Annotated in this window: 26 protein-coding genes; 7 read left to right on the top strand and 19 right to left on the bottom strand. The window is 64.3% G+C overall.

Annotation, left to right across the window (positions count from 1 at the left end):
• Nucleotides 1-15 precede the first annotated feature (15 nt).
• From purU to dsr, 3 genes are all read right to left on the bottom strand, one after another.
• Nucleotides 16-879: a formyltetrahydrofolate deformylase gene (gene purU, locus DGI_RS16075; RefSeq protein WP_021762293.1), complete on the bottom strand. Its 864-nt coding sequence runs from the start codon at nucleotides 877-879 to the stop codon at nucleotides 16-18.
• An 88-nt stretch (nucleotides 880-967) separates the two neighbouring features.
• Nucleotides 968-1,621 carry an LOG family protein gene (locus DGI_RS16070; protein ID WP_021762292.1) on the bottom strand — a complete coding sequence of 218 codons (654 nt, stop codon included), beginning with the start codon at nucleotides 1,619-1,621 and terminating at the stop codon, nucleotides 968-970.
• A 117-nt stretch (nucleotides 1,622-1,738) separates the two neighbouring features.
• Nucleotides 1,739-1,852 carry a desulforedoxin gene (gene dsr, locus DGI_RS16065; protein WP_021762290.1) on the bottom strand — a complete coding sequence of 38 codons (114 nt, stop codon included), beginning with the start codon at nucleotides 1,850-1,852 and terminating at the stop codon, nucleotides 1,739-1,741.
• Nucleotides 1,853-1,973: 121 nt separating this feature from the next.
• Between dsr and DGI_RS16060 the strand changes: the two genes are divergently transcribed.
• The 5 genes from DGI_RS16060 (at nucleotide 1,974) to DGI_RS16045 (ending at nucleotide 5,124) form a co-directional block, all read left to right on the top strand.
• On the top strand, nucleotides 1,974-2,258 hold the full coding sequence (locus tag DGI_RS16060) for a hypothetical protein (RefSeq protein ID WP_021762288.1): 285 nt from the start codon (nucleotides 1,974-1,976) through the stop codon (nucleotides 2,256-2,258).
• 31 nt (nucleotides 2,259-2,289) lie between these two features.
• A complete protein-coding gene (locus DGI_RS19490) occupies nucleotides 2,290-2,421 on the top strand; it encodes a hypothetical protein (protein ID WP_021762286.1) in 132 nt (43 codons plus the stop codon).
• A gap of 122 nt (nucleotides 2,422-2,543) precedes the next feature.
• Nucleotides 2,544-4,280, top strand: a complete 1,737-nt coding sequence (ilvB, locus tag DGI_RS16055; protein WP_021762284.1) for an acetolactate synthase large subunit — start codon at nucleotides 2,544-2,546, stop codon at nucleotides 4,278-4,280.
• 28 nt (nucleotides 4,281-4,308) lie between these two features.
• On the top strand, nucleotides 4,309-4,581 hold the full coding sequence (locus tag DGI_RS16050; RefSeq protein ID WP_027192865.1) for an ACT domain-containing protein: 273 nt from the start codon (nucleotides 4,309-4,311) through the stop codon (nucleotides 4,579-4,581).
• Nucleotides 4,582-4,839: 258 nt separating this feature from the next.
• Complete coding sequence (locus DGI_RS16045; RefSeq protein ID WP_021762281.1) at nucleotides 4,840-5,124, top strand: amphi-Trp domain-containing protein; 285 nt, start codon at nucleotides 4,840-4,842, stop codon at nucleotides 5,122-5,124.
• Nucleotides 5,125-5,201: 77 nt separating this feature from the next.
• On the opposite strand, the gene DGI_RS16040 is transcribed toward DGI_RS16045, so the two are convergent.
• Nucleotides 5,202-6,842 (bottom strand): glycosyltransferase family 4 protein, encoded by a 1,641-nt coding sequence (locus DGI_RS16040; RefSeq protein ID WP_021762280.1) that lies wholly within the window; start codon nucleotides 6,840-6,842, stop codon nucleotides 5,202-5,204.
• 126 nt (nucleotides 6,843-6,968) lie between these two features.
• Here DGI_RS16040 and DGI_RS16035 point away from each other — a divergent pair, with 126 nt between their 5' ends.
• Nucleotides 6,969-8,477: a sensor domain-containing diguanylate cyclase gene (locus DGI_RS16035; RefSeq protein ID WP_021762279.1), complete on the top strand. Its 1,509-nt coding sequence runs from the start codon at nucleotides 6,969-6,971 to the stop codon at nucleotides 8,475-8,477.
• A gap of 7 nt (nucleotides 8,478-8,484) precedes the next feature.
• On the opposite strand, the gene aat is transcribed toward DGI_RS16035, so the two are convergent.
• The 4 genes from aat to DGI_RS16015 all read right to left on the bottom strand — a co-directional run bounded on the left by aat (nucleotide 8,485) and on the right by DGI_RS16015 (nucleotide 12,789).
• Nucleotides 8,485-9,225, bottom strand: coding sequence for a leucyl/phenylalanyl-tRNA--protein transferase (gene aat, locus DGI_RS16030; protein ID WP_021762278.1), 741 nt, complete (start codon nucleotides 9,223-9,225; stop codon nucleotides 8,485-8,487).
• 79 nt (nucleotides 9,226-9,304) lie between these two features.
• Complete coding sequence (gene clpA, locus DGI_RS16025; protein ID WP_021762277.1) at nucleotides 9,305-11,692, bottom strand: ATP-dependent Clp protease ATP-binding subunit ClpA; 2,388 nt, start codon at nucleotides 11,690-11,692, stop codon at nucleotides 9,305-9,307.
• Nucleotides 11,693-11,735: 43 nt separating this feature from the next.
• A complete protein-coding gene (gene clpS, locus DGI_RS16020) occupies nucleotides 11,736-12,050 on the bottom strand; it encodes an ATP-dependent Clp protease adapter ClpS (RefSeq protein ID WP_021762276.1) in 315 nt (104 codons plus the stop codon).
• Nucleotides 12,051-12,189: 139 nt separating this feature from the next.
• Nucleotides 12,190-12,789: a class IV adenylate cyclase gene (locus tag DGI_RS16015; RefSeq protein ID WP_021762275.1), complete on the bottom strand. Its 600-nt coding sequence runs from the start codon at nucleotides 12,787-12,789 to the stop codon at nucleotides 12,190-12,192.
• 56 nt (nucleotides 12,790-12,845) lie between these two features.
• On the opposite strand from DGI_RS16015, the gene crcB reads away from it, so the two are divergent.
• On the top strand, nucleotides 12,846-13,217 hold the full coding sequence (crcB, locus tag DGI_RS16010; protein WP_021762274.1) for a fluoride efflux transporter CrcB: 372 nt from the start codon (nucleotides 12,846-12,848) through the stop codon (nucleotides 13,215-13,217).
• Nucleotides 13,218-13,363: 146 nt separating this feature from the next.
• On the opposite strand, the gene DGI_RS16005 is transcribed toward crcB, so the two are convergent.
• From DGI_RS16005 to DGI_RS15955, 11 genes are all read right to left on the bottom strand, one after another.
• Nucleotides 13,364-14,446: a protein-glutamate methylesterase/protein-glutamine glutaminase gene (locus tag DGI_RS16005; protein WP_021762273.1), complete on the bottom strand. Its 1,083-nt coding sequence runs from the start codon at nucleotides 14,444-14,446 to the stop codon at nucleotides 13,364-13,366.
• A 9-nt stretch (nucleotides 14,447-14,455) separates the two neighbouring features.
• Entirely contained in the window at nucleotides 14,456-15,301 is an 846-nt protein-coding gene (locus tag DGI_RS16000) for a CheR family methyltransferase (protein ID WP_021762272.1), read from the bottom strand.
• 19 nt (nucleotides 15,302-15,320) lie between these two features.
• Nucleotides 15,321-17,459 carry a chemotaxis protein CheA gene (locus tag DGI_RS15995; protein ID WP_034606951.1) on the bottom strand — a complete coding sequence of 713 codons (2,139 nt, stop codon included), beginning with the start codon at nucleotides 17,457-17,459 and terminating at the stop codon, nucleotides 15,321-15,323.
• 147 nt (nucleotides 17,460-17,606) lie between these two features.
• A complete protein-coding gene (locus DGI_RS15990; protein WP_021762270.1) occupies nucleotides 17,607-17,969 on the bottom strand; it encodes a response regulator in 363 nt (120 codons plus the stop codon).
• Between the two features lie 18 nt (nucleotides 17,970-17,987).
• Complete coding sequence (locus DGI_RS15985) at nucleotides 17,988-19,802, bottom strand: methyl-accepting chemotaxis domain-containing protein (RefSeq protein ID WP_021762269.1); 1,815 nt, start codon at nucleotides 19,800-19,802, stop codon at nucleotides 17,988-17,990.
• 170 nt (nucleotides 19,803-19,972) lie between these two features.
• Nucleotides 19,973-21,349 (bottom strand): DNA repair protein RadA, encoded by a 1,377-nt coding sequence (radA, locus tag DGI_RS15980; RefSeq protein ID WP_021762268.1) that lies wholly within the window; start codon nucleotides 21,347-21,349, stop codon nucleotides 19,973-19,975.
• A 29-nt stretch (nucleotides 21,350-21,378) separates the two neighbouring features.
• Nucleotides 21,379-22,506: a DUF3426 domain-containing protein gene (locus DGI_RS18950; RefSeq protein WP_021762267.1), complete on the bottom strand. Its 1,128-nt coding sequence runs from the start codon at nucleotides 22,504-22,506 to the stop codon at nucleotides 21,379-21,381.
• A gap of 47 nt (nucleotides 22,507-22,553) precedes the next feature.
• On the bottom strand, nucleotides 22,554-23,078 hold the full coding sequence (gene hpt, locus DGI_RS15970) for a hypoxanthine phosphoribosyltransferase (RefSeq protein ID WP_021762266.1): 525 nt from the start codon (nucleotides 23,076-23,078) through the stop codon (nucleotides 22,554-22,556).
• A 9-nt stretch (nucleotides 23,079-23,087) separates the two neighbouring features.
• Nucleotides 23,088-23,561, bottom strand: coding sequence for an N-acetyltransferase (locus DGI_RS15965; protein ID WP_021762265.1), 474 nt, complete (start codon nucleotides 23,559-23,561; stop codon nucleotides 23,088-23,090).
• 12 nt (nucleotides 23,562-23,573) lie between these two features.
• Nucleotides 23,574-24,062 (bottom strand): TlpA family protein disulfide reductase, encoded by a 489-nt coding sequence (locus DGI_RS15960; protein WP_021762264.1) that lies wholly within the window; start codon nucleotides 24,060-24,062, stop codon nucleotides 23,574-23,576.
• 50 nt (nucleotides 24,063-24,112) lie between these two features.
• Nucleotides 24,113-26,563: a homocysteine S-methyltransferase family protein gene (locus tag DGI_RS15955; RefSeq protein ID WP_021762263.1), complete on the bottom strand. Its 2,451-nt coding sequence runs from the start codon at nucleotides 26,561-26,563 to the stop codon at nucleotides 24,113-24,115.
• Nucleotides 26,564-26,740: the final 177 nt, after the last annotated feature.

The raw sequence follows: 26,740 nt of genomic DNA, 5'->3' as shown, positions 1-26,740 counted from the left end.
CATGCAATATGCGGGCTAGCGGAACACGATGGTCTTGTTCTGGTGGACGATGATACGATCCTCCAGATGCAGCCGCACGGCCCGGGCCAGCACCTGGCGTTCGATGTCCCGACCCAGCCGGCGCAACTCCTCCACGCTCTGCCGATGACTCACGCGGGCGACGTCCTGTTCGATGATGGGGCCGGCATCCAGCTCCGCCGTCACATAATGGGCCGTCGCGCCGATGAGCTTCACGCCACGGTCCTTGGCCTGGCGGTACGGATCCGCCCCGGGAAATGCCGGCAGAAAGGAATGATGGATGTTGATGATGGACTCGGGAAAGCGGGACACGAATTCCCCGGTCAAAATGCGCATGTAGCGCGCCAGCACCAGCACATCCACCTGCCCTTCCAGCAGCTCCAGCATGCGGGCTTCGGCTGCGGCGCGGTCGTCCGCGGCTTCGGCAATGTAGTGATACGGAATGCCGAAGGCCTCCACCGCTTCCCGATGCACGGGATGGTTGCTGAGCACCATGCGCACGTCGCAGTCCAGTTCACCGCGAGACCAGCGCCACAGCAGTTCCAGCAGGCAATGTTCCTGGCCGGAGACGAGCACGGCCATGCGTTTCTTGTCTGTGCTGTAGGTGATGTTCCAGTCCATCTCAAACCGGTCCGCCACCACGCCCTGAAAGGCGCTCTCCAGGGCCGAGCGGGTCAGGTCCAGATGCGGCGTCTGAAACTCCTGGCGCATGAAGAACACGCCGCCTTCGGGATCCGTGGAATACTGGTCCAGGGACGTGATGTTGGCCCCGTGGGAATACAAAAAATTGCTGACCGCGGCCACAATGCCCGGACGGTCCGCACAGGTGATGCGCAAGCGCGCGCTGCTGGATTCGTGCATGATTGCAATGGGGGGTGAAAGGGTGCAACGGAACGCGACACCTTGAACGCTTTCCCGCCGACGGTCAAGATGACGCGATCTGGTCGCACTACAGGATCACGTGCCGCTTGATGTACTGCACCACTTCTTCCGGCGTGTTCAGGATGGTGAACATTTCCAGCTCTTCTTCATTGATGAAGCCACGGCTGCACATGGTCTCCCGAATCCAGCCCATGAGCCCGCCCCAGAAGGATTCCTGGTACAGGATGATGGGAAACGGCTTGATGCGCTTGGTCTGCGAAAGCACGGCAGCCTCGAAGAGTTCGTCCAGCGTGCCCACCCCGCCGGGCATGACCACGTAGGCCATGGCGTATTTGACGAACATGATCTTGCGCACGAAGAAATAGTTGAAGCTGCAGCGCACGGTCTGGAAAGGATTGGGCGCCTGCTCGTGGGGCAGCTCAATGTTCAGGCCCACGCTGGGGCCGCCGGCCTCGGCCGCGCCACGGTTGCCGGCCTCCATGATGCCCGGCCCGCCGCCGGTGATCACGGCATAGCCAGCCTCGCACAACTTGCGGGCGAGCTTGCGCGTGTCGTCGTACATGGGGTCGCCTTCCTGCACGCGGGCCGACCCGAAAATGGAGACCGCCGCGCCCAGCTCGCTCAAGGTGTCGAACCCGTCCACGATCTCGGCCATGATCTTGAAGAGCCGCCAGGACTCGTGCATGGACATGTTGTCGATCAGGTACTGATTTTTCCGCATGGCGCGACGCTCCTGTGGCAATGGTGCACCGTCAATAAAACAACAGGGGGGAAGATCCCCCCTGTGCATGTGTCTTGAACAGTCGGTCAGGGCAGGGATACCCCTGCATGATCGGGTTTACTGCTTGACCATATCCTCGCCGCAGCACACCAGCGTGCCGCCGCCTTCTTCCAGCACTTTCACCACCTGGCCGCACAGTTCACACTTGTACACGTCGCCTTCGTTCGCCATGGGTCTCCTCCTTCGGGCTGGTGCGGGCAAACGCCCGCGGGGATTGCGGTTGGTCTGGCTTGGCTATACACTGCCCTTCCCGTTTCGTGCAAGGGGAATAACAGAAACCCCGGGAGCCCCCATGCCGCGCGCCTTTCTGCTGCTGTGCGACGCCTGCTGCGACCGCGCCGGCGTGCTCAAGGAATGCCTGAAGACCGGCGGCTGCACCTGCGACATCTGCGGCTGGAGCTGCAGTTGCGTCCTGGGCGGCCGGCAGTTCGTCAACCATATCCCCGTGGGCTGCATTCCGTCGGAGGGCTGGGCCTGGCTGCAACGCAAGAACGAGGACAGCCTGCAGCCCCTGGACTGGGAGGCCCTGTTTGCCGGGCGCTCGCCGATCCAGACAAAATCAACCAATGGGGATTGACTTTTTCTCCATTTTGCCGGATCGTCCCCCCATGCATCGTCACGAACCCGCCCTGAACCTGCCTGCCTCCCAGGCCTTCGCCGCCCAGGCTCTCCTAGCCGGCGTTGTCAGCGTCGTCGTAGTACGCAAGGTTCTGTTGCGCGCCGTGGCGGTGGCGATGTAGTCTCACAGGCATACTCGTCTTGCACACCCCGCCGGCGCGCGCCGGCGGGGTGTTTTTTGTTGCAGACCACCACCCCCTCGGCGTCAAGCAGGCCAACCGAGGAGTTCTCAGGAGGTTTGCACATGGATCACTCACAGGACACCACCGCCGCATCTGGCAAACAGTTGACCGGCGCGCAGATCATCGTGGAATTGCTGGCCAGACAGGGCGTGGAGGTTGTGGCCGGCATTCCCGGCGGCGCCAATCTGCCCATCTATGATGCCCTGGCCGCGGACTGGCAGCAGCGCCGACGCATCCGCCACGTCCTGGCCCGGCACGAACAGGGCGCGGGCTTCATGGCCCAGGGCATGGCCCGCGTCAGCGGCCGGCCCGGCGTGGCCCTGGCCACTTCCGGTCCCGGCGCCATGAACCTGCTCACCGCCGTGGCCGACGCCAAGCTGGATTCCATCCCCATGGTCTGCATCACCGGGCAGGTGCCCGGCGGCTGCATCGGGTCAGACGCCTTCCAGGAGGTGGACACCTACGGCCTGAGCATCCCCATCACCAAGCACAACTATCTGGTGCGCAGCGTGGACGAGCTGCTGCGGGTGCTCCCGGAAGCCTTCCGCATCGCCGCTTCCGGCCGGCCCGGCCCGGTGCTGGTGGATGTGCCCAAGGACGTCCAGACCGCCATCTGCACCGTGACCGACTGGCCCGAACCCGGCCAGGCCCTGCCGCCCCGTGCGCCGGATCCGCAGGATGTCTTCCGCGCTGCCGAACGCATCAACGCCGCACAGCGCCCGGTGCTGTACCTGGGCGGGGGCGTGGTGGCCGCGCAGGCCAGCCACCTGGCCCGGTCCCTGGCCGAGCGCGCCGGCATTCCCGCCGCCATGACCCTTATGGGCCTGGGGGTGCTGCCGGCGCGGCATCCCCTGGCCCTGGGCATGCTGGGCATGCACGCCGCCCGCTCCACGAACCTGCTCCTGGAAGAAGCCGACCTGCTCATTGCCCTGGGCGCCCGATTCGACGACCGCGCCACCGGCAAGCTGGCCGCCTTCTGCCCGGATGCCGATCTGGTCCATGTGGACATCGATCCCGCCGAACTGCACAAGCTGCGCACCGCCCATGTGGGCATCGCCGCGGACGTGCGCCTGACCCTGGAAGCCCTGCTGCCGTGCATCACCCCCCGCACCCGCCACGCCTGGCGGCAGCGGGTGGAGACCTGCCGGGAACAGTGCGGCATGCGTCTGCCCGGGGAAGACGACATCCGCCGGCCCTACGGACTCATCCGCGCCGTGGCCGAGCTGGCCGGCCCCGAGGCGGTGGTGGTCACGGACGTGGGCAAGCATCAGATGTGGACGGCCCAGGCCCACCCGTATCTGGCCCCGCAACGCTGGCTCACCTCCGGCGGCCTTGGGACCATGGGCTTTGGCCTGCCGGCAGCCTTGGGCGCGGCATTGGCGGCCCCGCAGCGCAAGGTGGTCTGCTTTTCCGGGGATGGCAGCCTGCAGATGAATATCCAGGAGCTGGCCACCGCGGCGGAACAGCAACTCGACGTCACCGTGGTGGTGCTGGACAACCATTCCCTGGGGCTGGTGCGTCAGCAGCAGCAACTGTTCTACGCCAACCCGGGCTTTGCCTCGGAATACACCATCCAGGTGGATTTCCCGGCCGTGGCCCGGGCCATGGGCGTGCGCGCCTGGGATCTGGCCGGGACGGACAACCCCCACGCCGTGCTGGCCCAGGCCCTGAGCGCCCCGGGACCGGCCCTGGTGCGCATGCCCATCGGCCGGGAGGAAAACGTCTTCCCCATGGTGCCCCCAGGCGCGGCCAACTGCGACATGCTGGAGGAGGCCCCCCATGCCTGCGCTCGCCAGTAACCTTGCAACCCATGCCGGAGATTGCGCCATGATTGTGCTGGAATTGCGGGTGAACAACCATCCCGGAGTCATGTCCCACGTGTGCGGGCTCTTTGCCCGGCGGGCCTTCAACCTGGAAGGCATCCTGGTCTTGCCCGACACCACCGACGCCGATACGGCCGAAAGCCGCATGTGGCTGATGGTCCGGGATGACGACCAGCTGCCCCAGGTGGAAAAACAGCTGGCCAAACTGCACGATGTGCTTGCCCTGGACCGCCGCAGCCCCGACCTGTTCGACCAGCTACAACGGCAGTTCCGCTAGGGCATTTTCCTTTTGAAAAAGGACGTTGCGAGGGAAGAACCTTTCTTCAGAANCCTTTCTTCAGAAAGGTTTTCCCCCGAGAACTCCTTTCAAAGATATCTTGCTCTAGCGTCTGACGCCACATGCGGGCAGGCACGGGGGAGAATGTTACGATACGGTGGCGAAATACAGTTTCTCTTGACCATGCGCGACGGCTGGGCCATCGTCTGCAATCATTCACAGACTGCTTTGCAACGCCACGCTTCGGGAGGCATTTTCATGGGCAAGAACAACAAGGTCAAGATCGACGGAGCCATGGAGCTCGGTCAGGTCATCACGTATCTGGAAGACGTCGTCAAAGGCCTCAAGGCCGGAGCCGTGCACGTGCAACTGGGGCAGGACTCGGTACTGCTGCACCCGTCCTCCATCCTGTCCTTCGAGATGGAAGTCTCCCAGAAAAAGGACAAGGAAAAATTCTCCTTTGAAATGAGCTGGAAGACCGAGGACCGCGCCTCCGAAGACGTGCGCATCTCTCCCAGCGCCCCCACGGTGGAGATTTCGTAGGCCTGTTGCATCGTTTTGAGGCAAGGGCCTTGTGAGAGGGGAAAACCGCATTTAGGCGGTTTTCCCCTCTCGTCATCTCACCCCACCACTTCCAGAATATCCTGCTTCAGCGCCCAGTGCAGGCAGAAGCGGGCCACGGCTTCGGCGTGGCCGCCGTCATCCATGATCCGCCGCACCAGCTCGCCGGCCGGCGTCGTCGTTCGGGACAGCACCAGGAGCCGGCGCACGGCGTCCGCATCCAGGAGCGGTTCCAGGCCCAGGTACTGCTGGGGATGATCCTGCCCGCGGGCGATGGCCTCGCCCAACCGCGTGCGCCGCACGGGCGTGGCATCGTCGAGATGGTGCGACGGGTGCCCCGCAAACAGCCGGGCGTACGGGAAATGCAGGGGATGCGCCGCGTCCCCGGCCGGCTCCGGCGTGCGCCACTGTGCTTCCCATACGGCGCAATACCTCGCAATGACCGCCGGCCAGGCGAATTCCCGCAACACGCGCTCCCGGCCGGCCCGGCCCAGACGCCCCCCCAGTTCCCGATCCGCATACAGCCGCCCCAGGGCCAGGGCCAGGGCGGGCACGTCCACCACGGTCTGCTGCCCCAGGAGCAGATGCAGGGCATCGTCCGGCAGCACCTGCCCCAGGGCGTCCAGATCCGGCGAAGGGGGAAACCCAATGCTGGGCACCAGGATGCCGGTTTCCTCAGGGACAATCAGATCCCGATAGCCGTCGAAATCCGAGGCAATCACCGGCAGGCCGGCCAGGCCGGCCTCCAGCAGGGTCAGGCCGAAGGTTTCCTGAATGCTGTCCGCCGGGGAGATGAAGCAATCCGCCGCCAGAAAGCACGCCTGCTTCCGGGCGGCGTCCGGCCGCTTGAGCAGGTGGACGTGCAGGCCGAGATTGCGGGCCAGGGCGGCCCAGGTGTCTGCCGGGCCATGATCGGCGGTGTCGGTCCAGCCGGCCAGCAGCAGCGTCATCTTTTCGGCGCACAGGCCGCCGCCGGGCAACAGGCCGCGCTGCACGGCCCGCAGCAGCGGCGGCAGGTCAAACTTGTGGGCCGGCGCCAGGCGGCCGAAGCACAGTAGGGTCCAGCGATCCTGCGGCAGCCCCAGTTGCTGCCGGGCCGCGGCTTTAGCCTGGGGATCCGGCGGCGGGAAGAGATCCGGATCCACACCCAATGGAATATGCGCCAGGGCCGGGCCGGGATGGGTGCTTTCTGGCAGATTGTACCCCTCCCGCAGCCAGGCAAAGGTTTCCCGCAGCATGGCCAGGGCAGCGCTGGACGTGCCGATGATGGCTTCCCTGCCCGATGCGCCCGGCCACAGGTGGGCCAGGTACAGCGGGGCAAAGCGGCTGTAGCTCAGGGTATGCGTGGCCCCGGTGACGGGAAAGGCCCGCGGCGCATGCAGCCGGCGCAACCGGGCCAGGGCCGGCAGGCTGGTGAGGCAATCCGACAGATGGGCGCAGTAATAGCGCTCCTCGGCCAGGGCGCGGGGCAGATCCTGACGCAGCAGCAGCCGGATTTTGTCCGAAAAGACGCCATCCTGCCGCAGGGCAGCTTCCAGGGTGCGGCATTGCTGCGCGCTGGGCAGAAAAAAATGACAGGCGTCGAACACCTCCGCCCGCAACAACGCACGCAAGAAGCCGGCGTTGGCGGCGATGCGGCCCATGACGCCGCCGCCTTCGTAAAAGGGGTCCAGCGTCAAAAAAGTGCGGGGGGCGTTCATGAATTCCTGATGTGTCGGGTTGTGCTGCGGCTGTCAAGGACATGAAATCCTGGCGAATGAATCAGGAACAATTCTTGCATATTTTCCTGCGACGTACCTTTTCTGCCCATCGCCAAGGAGAGGGCCATGACTCGTTTGGAAACCAGTGACTGCATGTGGGGCGTTGGCCTTGCCGATTCCGTCGCCAGGACGGTGGAGCAATCCGCCGGGGAACGCTATTCCCTGCGCAGCTTCTCGTGCCAGGCCATCCCCGCGCCTGCCGATTATTCCCGGGACAATCCCTGCCTCATCTGGATTGCCTGGTCTGCCTGGGAGCATATGACGTTGCTGCAGCAGCAATTCTTCACGCGGCTGGAAAGCGCGCCCAAGGTGCTGCTGCTGGATGAGGATGTGCCCATCTCCCATGTGGAGGACCTGCTGATCCAAGGCAGCTTTTCCACCATGCGGCTGCCCCTGAAGCCTGAACAGGTGCTGGACGCCCTGCATCGGGCCGAGGAAGTGGCGCATCTGTATGCGGACATCTACAAAATGACCCAGGAAATCTACCTGGAACGCGAACTGCTGGCCCGCAAGAACGAGCAGCTCTCCTTCATCAATCAGTTCATTTCCCGGGCTGCCCAGAGCCTGGAGCCTGCGGCGGTGCTCAATGGCGCCTGCCAGGATCTCAAGCGCCTGTTGCCTGTGGACATGCTCCAGGGCATCTTCTGGAACACGGAGCAGCCTGCTCCCCAGAACACCTTGCCCGGCCTGGAGGCCGTCTGCTTCATGGCCACGGACAAGGATTCCGAACCCCGGCAGGCCTGGCTGCACCTGCTGCTGGACAGCGCCACCCGCGCCACCGGCCAGCCCGTGCGCAGCTATCAAATCCTGCCCCTGGCCAGCGACGGCAGCACCCTGGCCGGCATCCCGCCCCGGCCGACCCCCGGCACGGTCATGTTCCTGCCCGCCGCCTGCGGCGGCATCCAGTTCGGTTGTCTGGCGCTGCATACCTCCAGCCCGGTGAATCTGGGACGGGATCAGGTGGAACTGCTGCACACCGCCGCCAGTCATCTGTCCCTGGCCCTCAGAAACGCCCTGCTCTTCGACAAGGCCCGCAACGAGGCTGAATACGACGGCCTGACCATGATTCACAATCGCCGCCACTTCGACCGACGCCTGCGCGAGGAGCTGACCCGCCACGAGCGGTACGGCCACCCCCTTTCCTTGTTGCTGCTGGACATGGATCACTTCAAGTCCATCAACGACACCTTCGGCCACCAGGCCGGAGACGCGGTGCTCATGGAACTGGGCGCAATGCTCAAGACCACCGTGCGCGCCACGGACTATCCCGCCCGCTACGGCGGCGAGGAATTCACCGTCATCCTGCCCCAGACCGACGCGGCCCAGGCCTGGACCCTGGCCGAGCGGCTGCGCACGCGCATCATGGGCATGACTTTCAACCACCAGGGCGAACGATTCCGCATCACCGCCAGCGTGGGCATTGCCACGCACACCCCGGGCGCGCAGGCCACACCGGCCACACCGGAATCCCTGCTGCGCGAGGCGGACGAGGCCCTGTACGCCGCCAAAGGCGCCGGCCGCAATCAGGTGCACTGGAACATGGCCGAGGACCACCTGCAGGTCGCCGCGCGGTGATCCGCACTCAGGAATGCGCGGAGGGTGCGGACGCGGCAGCGGCCCCGGCAATCTGCGCCCGGCCGCGTTCCATCCAGCTGCCGCGCAGGGTGGGATGCCGCAAGGCGCAGTCCAGGCGGCGGTTGAACTCCCGCCGTGGCATGTCCCTCGCGCCCATGGCCAGCATGTGCGGCGTGGTCTGCTGACAATCGACGAGTTCAAATTCCCAGGCCTGCAGATGCCGGCACAGGTGCACCAGGGCCGCCTTGGAGGCGTTGGGCCGGCGGTGGAACATGGATTCCCCGAAAAACGCCCGCCCCAGGGACACGCCGTACAATCCGCCCACCAGTTCGCCATCCAGCCAGGCTTCCACGGAGTGCGCCAGCCCGGCCACATGCAGATGCAGATAGGCCTGCCGCATGGCCGGCACAATCCAGGTGCCCTGCTGCTCCGGCCGTGGCGTGCCGGCGCAGGCGTCGATGACCTCGCCAAAGGCCACGTCCATGGTCAGGTGATAGCCGGATGTCCTGAGGGCGCGCGTCAGGCGGCCGCCCACGTGCAGGGCCTGGGGCAGGAGCACGCAGCGGGGGTCCGGCGTCCACCAGAGGATGGGGTTGCCCGGGCCATACCAGGGAAAGATACCCTGGGCGTAGGCGCTCACCAGCCGGGGCAGACTCAGGTCGCCGCCGATGGCAAGCAGGCCATCGGGCTCCGCCTCTTCGGGGTCCGGGAACAGGAGGCTGTCTCCGGTCAGAAAGTAGATGGGCATGGGGGCGAAGCTGGCGGCGACACAGGTGATGCGGAGGAAGCCCGTTCCGGATGGGTCAGGGCTTCCTCCGTGGATGCAATCATGCGCTTTCTTCCTCGGCGAGCACCGGCATGGCCGGGCCTTCCGGGGCATCGGCATCGGGCTTGCCGGGCTTCATATGGCACTTGGTCGAGTCATACACAAAGGTCAAGGGCTTGGCGTCGGGCTTGGCGTCGGGGTTCACGTCCACCAGCACCTTGCCGCCCTTCTGCAGGCAGCCGAAGAGCAGTTCCCGAGCCAGTTCGTCCTTGATCTCGTTCTGAATGAGCCGTCCCATGGGCCGGGCGCCGAAGGCCGGGTCGAAGCCGTGCTCGCCCAGCCACAGCCGGGCGGCGTGGGAGACGTCCACCGCCACCTTGCTCTCCTGCATCTGCTCCTGCATTTCCTTGAGGAACTTGTCCACAATCTTGAGCATCACCGGTTCGGTGAGGGGCCCGAACTGGACCATGCCATCCAGGCGGTTGCGGAATTCAGGGCTGAAGAGCCGCTCCAGGGCCTTGCGGCCCTTGTGGGCCGTCTCGTTCTTCTGCTCGGTGACGCTGAAGCCCACGGAGGCGGCGTTCATCTCCCGCGCGCCGGCGTTGGTGGTCATGAGCAGGATCACGTGGCGGAAGTCGGCCTTGCGGCCGTTGTTATCCGTCAGGGTGGCGTAATCCATCACCTGCAGCAGGACGTTGAAGAGGTCCGGGTGGGCCTTTTCGATTTCGTCCAGCAGCAGCACGGTATACGGATGTTTGCGGATGGCGTCCGTCAGCAGACCGCCCTGGTCGAAGCCGATGTAGCCGGGAGGTGCGCCGATGAGCCGGGCCACGGCGTGGCCTTCCATGTATTCGCTCATGTCGAAGCGCTGGAAGTTGACGCCCAGGCACAAGGCGAGCTGGCGGGCCAGCTCGGTCTTGCCCACGCCCGTGGGGCCGTAAAGCAGGAACGATCCCGTGGGCCGGTTGGCCTGGCGCAGGCCGGCGCGGGAACGCAGGATGGCCTTGCACACGGTTTCCACGGCCTGATCCTGCCCGAAGACCTGGGCCTTGATGTCGTCTTCCAGGTGCTCCAGGCGGTCCTTGTCCGAGGAGGTGATGCGCTGCACGGGAATGCGGGCCATGCGGGCCACCACCTTTTCCACCTCGGCCACGCTGATGACGTTCTTCCTGCCGCCGGAGAGCCGGAAGCTGGCCCCGGCTTCGTCGATGACGTCGATGGCCTTGTCCGGCAGGTAGCGGTCATTCACATGACGGGAGGAAAGCTCTGCCGCGGCGCGCAGGCCCGGCAGGGTGTAGCGCACGCCGTGATGTTCCTCGTAGTGTGATTTCAAGCCCTTGAGGATTTCCACGCACTCGTCCACCGTGGGTTCCACCACATCGATTTTCTGGAACCGGCGCGAGAGGGCGCGATCCTTCTCGAAATGGTTCTTGTATTCCTCGTAGGTGGTGGACCCGATGCACTTGATGGCTCCGGAAGCCAGCACGGGCTTGAGGATGTTGGAGGCGTCCAGGGTGCCGCCGGAGGTGGCGCCGGCGCCGATGATGGTGTGGATTTCATCAATGAACAGGATGGCCCCGGGGATCTTCTCCAGTTCGCTGATGACGCCCTTCATGCGCACTTCAAAGTCCCCGCGGTACTTGGTGCCGGCCAGCAGCGCGCCCATGTCCAGCTGCCAGACAGTGGCCGTGCGGAAGACTTCGGGGGTTTGCCCGGTGACGATGCGCAGGGCCAGCCCCTCGGCCAGGGCCGTCTTGCCCACGCCAGGATCGCCCACAAACAGCGGATTGTTCTTGCGCCGGCGGGCCAGCACCTGCAGGCAGCGCTCCAGTTCCGCATCGCGACCGATGAGGGGGTCCACCAGGCCTTGTTTGGCGCGTTCCACCAGATTGACGGTGAACTGCTCCAGGGCCTGGCCGTTCTTTTTCTTCTGGCCTTTCTGGTCCCCGGGCTGGCGCTGATCCTGCCCGCCCTGCCCGCCAGGGCTGCCCGGCGCGGCGGATTCTGGCCGCCAGTCCGCCTCCTTGGGCACGCCGTGGGAGATGTACTCCAGCACGTCCAGTCTGGTGGCGCCGTGGGACTTGAGAAAATAGACGGCAAAGGAATCGTCCTCGTCAAAGATGGCGGCCAGCACGTCGCCCACTTCCACCTTGTCCTTGCCCGAGGACTGCATCTGCAGGATGGCCCGCTGCAACACGCGCTGCACACCCAGGGTCTGCACCACTTCCGTGGCGGTGTCTGGCATCACTTCCATATGATCGACAAAGAAGCGCTCCAGCTGATGCTGCAGGCGGATGATGTCCACCCCGCAGTTCATCAGGATCTCCTTGCCGCTCTCCTCCTGCATCAAGGCGTACAGGAGGTGTTCCAGGGTCAGATATTCATGATTGCGACGGCGGACTTCCCGCACGGCCACGGTCAACACATTTTCCAGTCGCCTGCTCAACATGGCGCCCTCGATTCCTGAACGGTGGTGCGGAGCATGCCGGGGATCACGCCTCCTCCATGGTGCAGCGCAGGGGGAAGCCTTCGCTGCGGGCCCGGGCATGGACGACGCTCACTTTCGTCTCGGCAATCTCCGCCGGGTACACGCCGCAGACCCCCTTGCCCAGTTCATGCACCATGCGCATGATGCGGGTGGCCTCGGCTTCTGATTTCTTGAACACTTCTCGCAAAATGCGCACCACAAATTCCATGGTGGTGTAATCGTCGTTGAGGAGCAAAACCTTGTACCGCCTGGGCTCCTGGATATTGTCTTCCAGGTGGACATCTGGCGAAGCTCCTGGCTGATGGTACGGCTCGGTCATGGTCATGCTCGTCGCGTTAGTGGGAAGTTCCCATTCTGGCGGGTATAACGCCCGGATCAGGGGTTGTCGAGTCCTGAAGATAGTGCGAGTCCACCAGGGATGCAAGGGGCGGAGGGCAATTCCGCGCCAGCCCGGCCCCTCAATCTCGGACAAGCGCATGCAATTGCCGGGCCTGGGCTTCGGAAAACACAAAGGAGTCCTCTGCCGGCAGCCCCAGGCGGGCGCAGTGCTCCTGGTGCAAGGCGTGGTATGTCTTGCTGGTGCCGGCCAGGGGGTCCAGTCCCAGGGCACGGCAGGCCTGCGCCAAGGCCTCGGCCGGGCCTTCCAGCTCCAGAAAATCGCCAAAGGGCAGGCGATCCAGCAGACAGAGCACGCCGCCGGACTCCTCATCCAACACCCAGGTTTCCCTGAGTTTCTGATAGCGGAAGACCTCCAGCAATCCCAGCCCGGCCAGCACTTGGCCCATGGCCTGGGCGTCCTCCACCTGGGTTTCGTGCTCCTCCACCACCTTGAGCTGCCCGGTGCCGCCGGGGGCAGGGGTCTTGAAGGTCAGGCGGATGGCGTCGTCCTGGCGCAGTCGCAATAACTGTCCTTTTTGCCTGAGTTTTCTGTCAATGGTGTCCCAGACGGCGTTGTCTTCGAACACCAGAGACACCCGCCGCGCCCCCAGGGCTTGCAGTCTGCGCCGCAAGGCGTCATGATCCACCCCGGCAAACTTGGTTTCCGTTTCCGTGGGCACCAGTGCCTCCAGTATTGCGTTTTTTGTCGAAAAGCATAACAAATTTGGGAGAAACCATGCAGGTGCTGCTGTTGTGCGGCCTGGCCGGGGCCCTGGGAGCGCTTTCCCGATTGGGGATTTCGCGGCTGGTGCAGCGGCTGGCCGGGACAAATCTGCCCCTGGCCACCGCCGCCGTCAATCTGCTGGGCTGCTTTCTCTTCGGCCTGTTGTGGGGCCTGCTGAACGACCGTTTTGCCGCCAGCGCCGGCGTCAAGACCGTGGTATTCACCGGATTTCTGGGGGCCCTGACCACCTTTTCCACCTACGCCTACGAAAATGTGGGCCTGATGGCCGAAGGGCGGCTCACCACCGCCCTGCTCAACGTGCTGGGGCAGAACATCCTCGGCTTTGCCCTGGTGGCCCTGGGTCTGACCCTGGCGCGGAACTGAATGCCTTGGAGCATTTTAATTTTTGAAAAAGGATGTTGCGAGAGGGGAAACCTTTTGGAAAAGGTTCTCCCCTCTCGCGNGTTCGGGGGAAGAACCTTTCTCCAGAAAGGTTTTCCCCCGACAGTTCTTTTCAAAAGTACCATGCCCTACCGCCCCCAGCCGTCCTTGCATTTCTTGAGGGAGAGTGGCGCAATCTGCTGCAGGGACAAAATCTGGCACACCCCGCCGAGCTTCACGGCTTCGTGCGGCATGCCGTACACCACGCAGGACGCCTCGTCCTGGGCGATGGTCCAGGCGCCGGCTTCGAACATCTCCAGCATGCCTTGTGCGCCGTCGTCGCCCATGCCGGTCATGATCACCCCCAGGGCGTTCTTGCCGGCGTAGCGCGCTGCGGAGCGGAACAGCACGTCCACGGAAGGCCGGTGCCGCTTGACCAGCGGGCCGTCCCGCACCTCCACATGGTAGCGCGCCCCGCTGCGCTTGAGCAGCATGTGCTTGTTGCCCGGCGCAATGAGGGCCTGGCCGCGCAGCATGGTGTCGCCGTCTGCCGCCTCCTTGACGGTGATGGCGCACAGGCTGTCCAGCCGGCGGGCAAAGGCGGCCGTGAAATTTTCCGGCATGTGCTGCACGATGGCCACGGGCGGGCAATCCACGGGCAGCGACTCCAGATAGACCTTGAGGGCCTCGGTGCCGCCGGTGGACGCGCCCACGGCGATGCATTTTTCCGTGGTCTCAGCCATGGCCCGGGAGGGCGGCGCCTTGGCGATGACTGCATCCGCCGAGAGTTTGGGGGCCACCTCCAGACTGGGGGCGAGGCGCTTGATCTTGGCCGCGGCGGCCGCCTTGACCGCATCCACCAGACGAATCCTGGATTCCTCCAGGAACCGGCGCGTGTCCAGCTTGGGCTTGGTGATGATGTCCACGGCCCCGTATTCCAGGGCCTTGAGGGTGGTTTCCGCGCCGGCCTCGGCCAGGGTGGAACAGATGATGACCGGCAGCGGGTGCTGGGTCATCAGCTTTTTGAGGAAGGTGACGCCGTCCATGCGCGGCATTTCCACGTCCAGGGTAATGACGTCCGGCACCACCTCTTCCATCTTCTTCGCAGCGGCAAAGGGATCCTGCGCCGCGCCCACCACTTCTATTTCCGGATCGCTTTCCAGGATGGAGGTGAGCGTCTGGCGGACCAGCGCCGAATCGTCCACAATCAACACTCTGATTTTCTTTTTCATTGTACCCTTCTATCCATCCGCGCGCCTGGTGGCATGCCTCGAATACACCGTGGGCGCCACCTGATTCAGGGGCAGATCCATGCCGGTGATGCTCTCGGAATGGCCGATGAACAGGAACCCGCCCCCCCGGAGGCAGCGACAAAATTTCTGGAACAACACTTCCTGGGTGGGACGGTCGAAATAAATGATCACATTGCGGCAGAAGATGATGTCCATGGGGTCAGGGAAGGAAAATTCTTCCATAAAATTAAGCCGTTGAAACGTCACCAACTGCCTGAGCTCCGGCACCACGCGCACCAGGCCGCGGGAGCGGTCCTTGCTGCGCAGCAGGTATTTGAACTTCAGGTGCTTTGGAACAGGCGCCACCCGTTCTTCGTCATAGACGGCGGCTCTGGCTTTTTCCAGGGCCTGGGTGGAAATGTCCGTGGCCAGAATGGAGAAGCGAAACCCTGGTGTACGCTCGCGAAATTCCGCCAGCACCATGGCCAGGGTGTACGGCTCCATGCCGATGGAGCAGCCTGCGCTCCACACGCGCAGGGTTCGCCCCCGGCAGGGGCCGTTGGCCAGATGAGGCAGCAGATTCTGCTGCAGCAGTTCGAAGTGTTTGGGTTCGCGAAAGAAGTCCGTGGTGTTGGTGGTCACCACGTCAATGAGCTGATGCAGTTCCGCCGTCATGCCTGCCGGGCTGAAGAGGTAGTCGCAGTAGCTTTTGTAGTCCGGCAGCTTGAGAATACGCAGCCGCTTGAGCAGCCGGGCTTCCAGCATGGTTTTCTTGCCGGGGGGCATTTTGATGCCCACTTCCCTATAGATGAAGCTGGCCAGCCGATTGAATTCGGCATCGTTAAGCAAACCCATGCTGTCCCCTCCGCCGCGGTCAGCGCGATGCCGCCGTCACCACTTGCAGCAGCTGTGGAATATCCAGGATCAATGCCATGCTGCCATCGCCCTTGATGGTGGCCCCTGAGACGCCTTGCACATCCCGGAACACCCGCCCCAGGCTTTTGATGACTGTCTGCATCTCGCCGATGACCGTATCCACCACAATGCCCACCCGCAACCCCTGGGAGCGCACCACCACAATCTGCTCGATGGGCGGGGCGTCCCCGGGCACGGTGAACCATTTGCGCAGGCGGATGTACGGAACGATTTCTCCGCGCAGGTTGACGATCTGCTCCCGGGAATCGTCCCTGGCAGCAGCCTTGCGGGGCAGCTCCACGCATTCTTCCACATGGGTGAGGGGAATGACGAAAAACTCCTGCCCCACCTGGATTTCCAGCCCGTCGATGATGGCCAGGGTCAGGGGGAGCTTGATGGTGATGGCGGTGCCTTGCTGCGGGACGGAGGTCACCTCGATGCTGCCGCGCAAGGCGTCGATGGAGCGCTTGACCACGTCCATGCCCACGCCGCGGCCCGACACGTTGGTGATGGCGGATGCCGTGGAGAAGCCGGGCTGGAAGATGCAGGCGTAGATCTCGGCGTCCGTGAATTCGGCGTCCGACGAGATGAGCCCCCGCTCCACGGCCTTGGCGCGCACGCGTTCCTTGTCGATGCCCTGGCCGTCATCATCGATGTGAATATGCACCTCGCCGCCGGAGTGCTCGGCCACCAGCCGCACCGAGCCGCGCCGGGGCTTGCCTGCGGCCTCGCGCACGTCAGGCTGCTCGATGCCGTGGTCGATGGAGTTGCGCAGCAGGTGCACCAGGGGATCGCCCAGGCGCTCAATGACGGTCTTGTCCAGCTCCGTTTCCTCACCGCGCATTTCCAGATCGATTTCCTTGCCCAGCTCCTCGGACAAGTCGCGCACCAGCCGCCGGAACTTGCTGAAGGTGGCCCCGATGGGCAGCATGCGGATGCCCAGGGTGGCATCGCGCAGGTTGTCGCACAGGCGCTCCAATTCTTCGGACAGGGTGGTGAGGATGGGATCGCGCTTTTGCTGCACCACCTGATTGATGCGCGCCTGCACGATGACCATTTCCCCCACCAGATCCACCAGAAAATCCAGTTTGGAGGCTGCCACGCGGATGCTGGCGGCCTGGGCGTCCACCTTTTCCGCCGCGGGCGCGGCATCGGCAGCGGCCTTGCGCTCCTCGCGCCGGGCGCGGACGATCTGCTGTTCAGCCAGGGCCGAAGCCACCTGCTCGCGGCTGACGACGCCCGCCTCCGCAAGCATTTCGCCCAGCGGTTTTTTGGCCGCCAGGATGGCCTGCAGGTCCTGCGGCCGTACATCGCCCCGTTCCAGCAGGATTTCGCCGATTTTTTTGTCGATGGTGCAGGCATCGCCGGAATAGTCGATGGCCCGGATGGCGATGTCCGCATCCTCCTCCACAAACATGAACACGTCCTGGAGGGCCTCCAGCGGGGCAGTGGTGGCCAGGATGATGTCCCAGCGCATGCGCACTTCTTCGGGGTTCAGGTCTTCCAGCCGCCCCACCCCCTGCAAATACGGGAAGGCTTGCATGGCGCCCATGGCCGCCAGTTCATCCAGCAAGCACAGTGGGTTGGCACCGGTGAAGAGTATGCCGGCCTTGGGGGCGAAGCGAATGCTCCACAGGGTGCTCGCCGTACCGGGGGCTGCAGGGCCGGCCTTGCGGGCAGCCACGGCAGCGGCCGGCTTGGGCAGCCATTTGCGAAACTGGGCTGCCAGGGCCTGGCTGGCGTCAAGATCGGCCTGGCGGAATTCGAGGCCCGCGGCCAGCAGGTCGCTGATCACATCCTTGGCCTGCAGCGTCAGGTTCAACAGCTCCCTGGAAATGGCCACTGTGCCGCCGCGCACCAGGTCGAAGACGTTTTCCACGTCATGGGTGAAGGCGGCAATGTCGTCAAAGCCGAACATGGCCCCGGAGCCTTTGATGGTATGCAGGGCCCGGAACACACGGTCAATCAGGGGTTGGTCCGTGGGGGCGTCTTCCAGTTCCAGCAGGGCGGCTTCCAACTCTGCAAGGAGCTCCTGGGCTTCTTCCCCGTAGGCATGCCTGTGGCGTGCATCGATGGTTGAGGACGAAGGCAAAGCCATGCTCACTCTCCCGACTGCCAGACAAACAGGGGTGTTGAAACGTCTTTCCTGGACTTTTTCAATGCTGGCATCGCTGCCTCGCATGCTGCGATGCCGGCGCGAACCGACACAACCGGCGCGCATCCGGGTTGGCGGGTAGCCACCCCCTTAGCGCAACAGTTTTTGCACCACCGCCAACAACTGCTCGGGGTTGAAGGGCTTGACCACCCAGCCGGTGGCGCCGGCGGCCTTGCCGTCCTGCTTTTTTCCGGCCTGGGACTCCGTGGTAAGCATGATGATGGGGATGAACTTGAACTGGGCATTGGTGCGCACCTGTTTGATGAACTCGATGCCGTCCATGTTGGGCATGTTCAAGTCTGTAATAACCATGCCGACGGAGCTGGTGAGTTTTGCCAGGCCATCCTTGCCATCCACGGCTTCAATGACGTCGTAACCTGCGTTTTTCAGGGTGAAGCTCACCATCTGGCGCACGCTGGCCGAATCGTCCACAGTCATAATGGTCTTGCCCATGGCAGCATCCTTAAAATGTTAAAAGAGTTCCACTCCATCAAACGGATCGCCCCCACCGGCGGCAGCGGCCGCAGACGAGCCCGCAGGGGCAACGCCAAGGTGAATCTGGCGTTCAATTTCCATGGTATAGCGCCCGAGCATGGATTCCAGCCGGGCAGAGTGCCGGCCGGCGTGCCCGCCTGGGGCGAGGCTGCCTGCCTGCCGACCCAGGGATTCGAGCACGGCGGCGCTGGCCGTTAGTTGCCGGGCCACCTCGCGATGCATGGTCAGGCCATCCACCAGGGCCACGATGTCCCGGGCCACAAGTTTGCTTGCGGCAGAAATCTCGGCAAACAGCACCGAGGTTTCCGTATCAATGGAGGTCAATCCCTTGACCAGCACGGTCAGCCTGGAGAGCGCCTCCTCCACATGGACTTCCTCCCGAAAGCGGGTGGAATTTGTCCGCAGCACCTCGGACGAGGCAGCCACCCCGCTCAGGGCCTTGGCGATGGCCTCGGTCTGCAGGCGGGCGGCATGGGAAAGGGACTGGATGGACTGCGCCAGCACGCCCATGGCTTTGCCTTTGTCCCCGGTGTGCGCCGCCTTGACGCTGGCGTTGAGGGCAATGAGTTCGATGGATGCCCCCACCTCCTCCACGCCTTCCAGGAACGCGGCCATCTCTTGAATGGTGCCGGCCACGCGATCCATGACCTCGCCCTTGGCCACGCCCTGGGCCACAAAATCCCGCATGGATTGCATGATGCTGGTGATGGAGTCTTCGATGCTTTGCAGGGCGGTGCTTTGTGTCTGGGCGCCGGTCAGGCGGACGTCGCGCCGCACCACGGCCACTTCCTCGGCCAGCCCGCCCATGGCCGTCGCCACGCCGCGCAGGCGGTCGCCGAAGGATTGCACGGCATCCACAAACCGATCACTGGCCGCCCGCACCTGGCGCGCCTCCATGGCGCACACCTCGGCCATGAAGGCCAGCAGTTCCTGGTCGCTTTCTTCCAACGAACGGCCGGGAATCAGGTGCTCATCGATCACGTGCAGCAGATCCGTCATGGCCTGCTCCACATGCTCCACCTGCTGTCGGGTGATGTCATGGAATTGCAGGGACGACACGGCCTGGCCGATGTGGGTGTGCGCCTCGCGAATCTGCTCGCCCAGGGCCTGGGACAGGTCCTGGGACATGAGCGAAAGTTGCAGCAGCACTTCAAGGTTGGCCTGCACCTGGGAGCCCATTTCCTCGGAACAGCGGCGTTGGCTGTCCAGCATATGCCGGGCTTGGTCCATGGCGGTGGCGGCCAGGGTATCCAGGGCCTGGGACTGCCGGGAAATGGAGTCGGACTGTTTGCCGATGGCCACGGAGAGCTTTTCCACATCGTCGGCCAGGGTGCCAAAGCCGCGGCCATCCGCACCCAGGCGGGCGGATTCGATGCGGGTGGAGATGCCAAGCATATGCAGATGCTTGACAATGCGCTTGAAGCTGCCCAGTTGTTCGCCCAGTTGGGCCAGGGTCGTGCGGATGCTCATCAGCGCGGCTTCGTTTTCCGCCCCTGCCGCCAGCAGGAGCAACGCCTGCATCCTGTCCAATTCCTGTGTGAGTTCGACGCCGAAGCTGTCCAGGGCATCGCGGGAAGTCAGCCCGGTCAGAAATTCCGTCTGCTCCACGATCTCTTCCACCCTGCCGGCCACGCGCTGCAGGGTGGCGCCCAATTCCAGGAACTCCGCCTCGCGGGGAGTCACCGCCTTGGACAACTCGACGCACAGGGGGGCTGCATCCTTGCGCGCCCGGGCAAGGAACGCAGCGAGTTCCGCATCGCCAGCAACGGCCTGGATGGTGTCGTCTTCCAAAGGCTTCTCCGGTCGTTCACGGGAAGCCGTGCGCAGCAAGCGCTACGCCCGTCGACTCCCTCGATGGCCTGACGCGTCGCGCGGAGACCAGCAAGCCTCACGCGCATCGTCTCCAACCCTACATCCCTCATAGTGAATATGCAAGAAAAAGCCTATGTTGACTCGCTGAATCACCCACGCCCCCCCCGCCCGGATGCCCCGAACAGCGCTTCTTGCAAGGAAGCCAAGGTGCTTACATGCTGGGCCTGCGGCACTCCGGGCGCGGCAAAGACGGGATGCAGTCCCAGGCGTTTGGCCTGGTGCAGGCGCACTTCCTGCCCGGCCACCGGGCGGATGCGGCCATTCAGATCCACCTCGCCAAAAAACACCGCCTGCTCCGGCAGGGCCTGATCGTACTGGGAGGAGAGGATGGCGGCGCACAAGGCCAGGTCAAACCCCGGGTCCTGCAGTTTGAAGCCGCCGCCCACCTTGGCGTATACATCCTGCTGGCCAAAGGAGAGACCCAGCCGCTTTTCCAGCACCGCCAGCAGCAGATGCAGCCGGTTCACGTCCAGCCCCAGGGCCGTGCGGCGCGGGATGGCCAGCCAGCTGCGCGAGACCAGCGCCTGCGCCTCCAGGGCAAAGGCGCGCTGCCCATCCAGGGCCATGGCCAGGGCCGTGCCCGAAAGGCCGCCGGCACGGGATTCCAGAAACAGGGCCGCCGGATCTTCCACCGGGGCCAGCCCCTGCCCCTGCATGGCGAACACGGCCACGTCCAGGCTGGGACCAAAACGATTCTTGAGCACGCGCAGCAGCCGGTGGCAGTGGGTGCGGTCCCCTTCCAGGGACAGCACGGCATCCACCATGTGCTCCAACAGCTTGGGACCGGCGATCTGCCCGTCCTTGGTCACGTGGCCCACGAACAGCAGGCAGCATCCGCAGCGCCGGGCCAGGTCGATGCCTTCCGCCGCCACGGCCCGCACCTGGGACACGCTGCCGGGCAGGCCCTCTGCCAGGGAGGACACCACCGTCTGCACCGAATCCAGCACCACCAGGGCCACATTGCCGGCGGCTTCCACTGCCTGCCAGACCTCTTCCGCACTGGAGGTGCTCAGGGCCAGCAATGTATCCGCCAGACAATCCAACCGCTCGGCCCGCCGCTTGAGCTGCGGCAAGCCTTCCTCGCCCGAGGCATAGAGCACGGTATGCCCGGCCTTGGCCACGGCGCCAGCCACCTGCAGCAGCAGGGTGGACTTGCCCACCCCCGGCTCCCCGGCCATCAGCACGGTGCTGCCGCGCACCAGCCCCTGCCCGAGCAGTTCATCCAGCTCACGCATGCCGGCAGACACATGCGGCTGCGCGGAAATATCCACCTCGCCAAGAGCCAGGGCCATGCCTGCGCCAGGCCGACCAGCCACGGCCGCCGGTGCGCGACGTCCGCCGGCAGGGGCCGGGGTCTCCAGCCGTTCCTCCAGCGTGTTCCAGGCGCCGCAGCGCGGGCATTGCCCCTGCCAACGCACGGAAACCCCGCCGCAAGCGGTGCATACGTAATTGCGGCGAGGTTTCATGCAGTCCTGATGCGATACCTGTAGAGGGCTTACTGCTTGGGCGGCGATTTGGCGTCCACAATGACCACCTGGTATTCCTTGACCGAGGGGGAGGGCTCGTAAAAAATAACCATGAACGGCGCCGTGGCCCCAGGCTTGATGTTGGTGTTCTGCGTGGTGATGCCCACGGGATTGTTGAGCGCCTTTTCCAGTTCCTCGCGGTTGAGCTGCTGCAACTGGAACAGGGAGATGGCGTTGCCGATGAGCTGCTGCCGGGTATCCAGGCGCACGCCGTTTTCATCGTACAGGTTGGCTTCCACCTTGATGAGTTCGCGCGGCTCAGGACTGTTGTTCACCACCTGCCCCTGAATGACCAGGAGCTCGCCCACCTTCTCGTTCTTGACAAAGTGCTGCTCGGCATCCTTGAGTTCCAGATGCTTGACCATGTCCTGATTGACCAGCGGCTCTCCCGGCACGCTGCTGGCGTTCTGCTGCGGCTCGCTCATGGTGCTCAGCAGCTCGCGCACAGGGGCGGGCAGCATGTCCGGCACAAAGAACCACGCCAGCACCCCCGCCGCGGTCACGGTCAGGAAAATGAACAGAAACAGAGAAATCGCCACTTTAAGGGGCGATCTCTTCGGCGCCTGGGCCTTGGGGATGCTCAGCCGCGGCGAGGTCTTGGCGGCGAGCTTGGTGGTTTCGTCAATATCGTAGGGGTCTTCCGGGGCGATTTCCTGCGAAAACATCTGACTGAAGGTGTCTTCCGCCGGCGGTTCAGCCGCTGCAGCGCGCGCGCCGGGCACTTCGAAGTCAAAGGGGGAGGGGGCGCTCTCCTGAGCGGCCCGCATCACCTCGGCGTCTGGAGAAAAACCGGGGCTGGCCATGCCTGCCCCGCCTGGATCATCAAAAAAATCACTGCGCGGCTCCTCGGCATACGAGGCCGGGCGCGAGGGGGGAGCCGGAGCGAACATGTCGTACGACATGGCTTCCTGGGCATCGTCTTCCGAATAGCCAGGGGTGGGGGCCGGCGGAACGGGGGCGGCAGGGGGGGCCGCCTGGGGTTCCCGGGCAAGGGGGAAGACGTGCTTGCACTTGGAGCAACGCACCTTTCGGCCTTCCTGGAACTTCTCGTCCGGCAGGTTGAACCGAGTCTCGCAACTGGGACATTTGATGATCATGTCGGCATTCCGTGGATGGACGTTCCGGTCGCGTCACGCGGCGCGGCCTAGGCGCCGGGATCGAGGATGTGAATGGCATCCAGGTGACGATAGTCCTCTGCAAAATCGAGGCCGTATCCCACTACGAATCCTTGTTGAACCACAAAGCCGGCATAGCTCACATCCACCGACACCTCGCGGCGCTCCCGCTTGTCCAGCAAGGTGCAGACGGCCAGGGACGCCGGGTTGCGCGTGGCCAGCAGGTCCAACACACAGCGCATGGAGTGGCCTGTGTCGATGATGTCTTCCACAATCAGCACATGCTTGCCAGCGATGTTGGTTTCCAGATCGAGCAGGAGCCGCACGTTGGTCTCGCGCGAAACACTGCAACCATAGCTTGCAATGCGCATGAAATCAATAGTGGTGGATCTGTCGATGGCTCGCAGCAGATCGGCAAAAAAGATCACCGCGCCCTTGAGCACACACACCGTGACCAGCGGCTCATCGTTGTAGTCGTTGCGGATGGTCTCGCCCAATTCGCGGATGCGAGCGGCGATCTGTTCCCGACTTATCAATTCAGTCAACATGGACATGGCGAACGATCACACCTCCAGCAGCATGGCGATTTCATCGCACTCGGGGAATTTGGGACAGCGCAAACAGTCGCTCCAGACTTTTTGCGGCAACACTTCCTTGCCGACGACCTGGAATCCCAGCTTTTCGAAAAAGGCTTGCTGGTATGTCAGGGTGAAGATGCGGAACAGGCCCAGGGTCACTGCCTCGGACAGGCAGGCTTCCACCAGCCGCCGGCCCCAGCCCTGCCCGCGCAAGGCTTCCGAGACCACCAGGGAGCGCAGCTCGGCCAGGTCGTCCCAGGTGATGGACAGGGCGCAGCAGGCCTGGATGGTTCCGCCGTCCTTGGGCGCCAGGACGAAGAAATCCCGCAGGTGGCTGTAGAGCTCATTGTAGGAGCGCGGCAACAACAACCCGCTGCGGGAACAATCCATGAGCATGCCATGGATGGGCTTGACGTCGTCTATGCGAGCTTTGCGAATGTAGAACCCTTCGTTCTCCACTTCCTGAGCGCCTCACTTCTGGGCCAGGAGCGTGACAAGCTCCTGTTTTAGCTGTTTTGGATCAAGGAATCCGGCATGATCCAGAATCAATTCCCCACGCACGTTGTAGACCAGCATCTTGGGGATGGCCTGCACGGCAAAGAACTTCGCCACGCCGGGTTTGGCGTAGTACACCGGATAATTGAAGGCCATCCGCCGCATGAAGGCGGGCAGCACCTCGGGATTTTCATCCACCGAAACGCCCAGAAACAGCACCTGATCCTCGCCGAACTCCGTGCGCAACTGCTTGAGGCCGGGGATCTCCACGATGCATGGGCCGCACCAGGTGGCAAAGAAGTTCACCACCACCACCTTGCCCTTGTGCTCGCGCACCTGCTGCATGAGGGCGATGTGGTCGATGGGCAGCACCGCCTGTTGCGCCTGCACGGAACCCATCCCACACGCCAGCACAAGACCCAGCGCCAGGCACACGCTCCTCAGGCAATCACGACACCACTGCATGCGACGTTCTCCAAAGTTGTTCCGCCATGGGTGGCAGGCGCAGCTGTGCATCAGGCCCGCGCCGCCGTCAATTCCTTGGCCAGCCGCACGGCGGCCACGGCGTCCTGAGCATAGCCGTGCGCGCCAATGCGATCTGCATATTCCTGGCTCACCACGGCCCCGCCCACAATGACCTTGGCCGGCAAGGCTTCTTCGCGCAACAATTTGACGGTGTCTTCCATGCGCACCATGGTGGTGGTCATGAGGGCCGAGAGGCCGATGATGGATGCCCCGCGCTCCTTGGCTGCCCGGACGATGGTTTCCGCCGGCACGTCCTTGCCCAGATCATGCACCTCAAACCCGTGGTTGCCAAGCATCAGGGCCACGATGTTCTTGCCGATGTCGTGGATGTCCCCTTCCACCGTGGCCAGGATGACCACGGGCTTGTGGACCTTTTCCCCCTCGGCCTCGGCCTTGTCCAGCAATGGCTTGAGGATGCGGAAGCCGTGCTGCATGGCTTCGGCGCTGGCAATGAGCTGCGGCAGGAAGTATTCGCGGCGCTCGTATTTTTCTCCCACCTGGGTGATGGCGGCAATAAGTTCCTCGTTCACCACGGCCATGGGCGTCATGCCTGCGGCCAGGGCCGCTTCCACCAGGGGCTGGATGCGGGACTTATCCCCCATCAGCACGGCTTCTTTCAAGGTGGTGGCGGATTTTTTGGCAACACCGCCGCCAGCCGGACTGCCGGAGGTCCCGCCCCCCTCGCCGCCGGGCTTCCAGTTCGTATAGCCGGCGATGAAGGATTCGGCGTTGGTATCGCGCCCCAGGAGCACCTCTGCCGCGGCCCGGGCCTCCTTGAGGCGGGTGGCGTGGGGGTTGGCGATGGAGGCGGACAGGCCCACGCCCATGGCCAGGGTCAGGAAGGTGGCATTGAGCAGTTCGCGCGCCGGCAGCCCGAAGGAGATGTTGGAAAGCCCCAACACCGTGGGCAGCCGGAGCACCTCGGTACAATGGCGGATGGTGGCCAGACACTGCACGGCGGCGTCCTGCCTGGAGGAAACCGTCAGGGCCAGGGCGTCCACCATCAGATTGGCGCGGGGGATGCCCAGATCCAGGGCCTGCTGCACCAGGGATTCGATGATGGCGATGCGCTCCGCCGCGGTCACGGGCAGTTTCTTGCTGGTCAGGGGCAGCAGGATGCACGGCGCGCCGTGATCCCGGCACAGGGGCCCCAGGATCTCCATGCGGCCGGGTTCCCCGCTGATGGAATTGATAAGCGCGCCGGCCGGGCACCGGTCCAGGGCCAGGGTCAGGGCGGCCGGGTCTGTGGAATCCAGGCACAGGGGGGCCTCCACCCGCGCGGCCAGGGTTTCCGTCAGCAGCGGCAGCAGCGCCTGCTCATCCACCATGGGCGCGCCCACGTTCACATCCAGCACCTGGGCGCCGTCTTCCAGTTGTTCCGTGGCGTACTGCAGGGCCAGCTGCAGTTCTCCGGCCTGGTATTCGGCCGTGAGCTGCTTCTTGCCCGTGGGGTTGATGCGTTCCCCGATGACCACATGCGGCAAAAACGGCGCCACCCGCACCAGCCGGGAACGGGAGACCAGATGCAGCACCCCCTGCCCCGCGCACGGCGCAGGCACAACATCCTTGATGACCGCCTTGAGGGCGCTGATGTGCCGGGGCGTGGTGCCGCAGCAGCCGCCCACCATGCGCACGCCCAGTTGCAGATACGGGCGCATCTTTTCCGCAAATTCGTCCGGCCCCAGGGTGAAGACGGTGCGGCCGTCCTTGAGCTGGGGCAGGCCGGCGTTGGGCTGCACCAGCAGGGGAATCTGCAGCGCCGGCACCATGGCCTCGGCCAGGGACAACATCTCGTCGGGTCCCAGACCGCAGTTGATGGCCACAAAGTCCACGCCCAGATTCTGGGCGGCGGCGGCAAACACCGCGGGCGGCGTGCCGGTGAGGGTGGCCCCGCGCTCAAAAGTCATGGACAGCCCCACGGGCACGGCGCGGCCCACCTCGCGGAAGACCTCCCGGGCCGCCATGGCCACGGCGCGAATCTCGGCGATATCGTACTGGGTTTCGGCGATGAGCAGATCCACCCCGCCCTGCACCAGGCCCAGAATCTGTTCATGGAAGACCTGGCGCATCTCGGCCGGGGTCAGGGTGCCCATGGGCTTGAGGAACTGCCCCGTGGGTCCCACGCTGCCGGCCACCTTCACGCGGCCGCCAGCAGCATCCGCCGCCTGCCGGCCGCAGCGGGCCAACTCGCGGTTCACCTCGGTCACATCCACGCCCAGGCCCAGCTTGTGGCCCGTGCCGCCAAAGGTGTTGGTGGTGATGACGTCCGCCCCGGCGGCGATGTATGCATCGTGCACCCCGCGCATGACGTCCGGCCGCGTCAGACCGAACAGCTCCGGCGACATGCCAGCCGGCAGCCCGGCCTCCTGGAGCATGGTTCCCGTGGCGCCGTCAAAGCATAACACTGTCGTTGCATTGCGCAGCCAGTCGAAATCAGGCAAGATGCACTCCTTGGTAAGGAAAAACGGCAGGCGCGGCGTGCTGTCGCGGCAGCCGCCGGTGTCGGCAGTCCGCACCTTGGTACTGAAAAGCGTTGAAAAGGACAAACAAAAACTATACTATGGCCAGAATGGAAAAATCATCAACCTTTCCAACTGGTTTTCAAGCCATACCCGCCC

Origin of the sequence: Megalodesulfovibrio gigas DSM 1382 = ATCC 19364 (assembly GCF_000468495.1) — a bacterium.
Taxonomy (GTDB): Bacteria; Desulfobacterota; Desulfovibrionia; order Desulfovibrionales; family Desulfovibrionaceae; genus Megalodesulfovibrio; species Megalodesulfovibrio gigas.
This window is presented reverse-complemented; position numbering and strand designations above follow the sequence as displayed.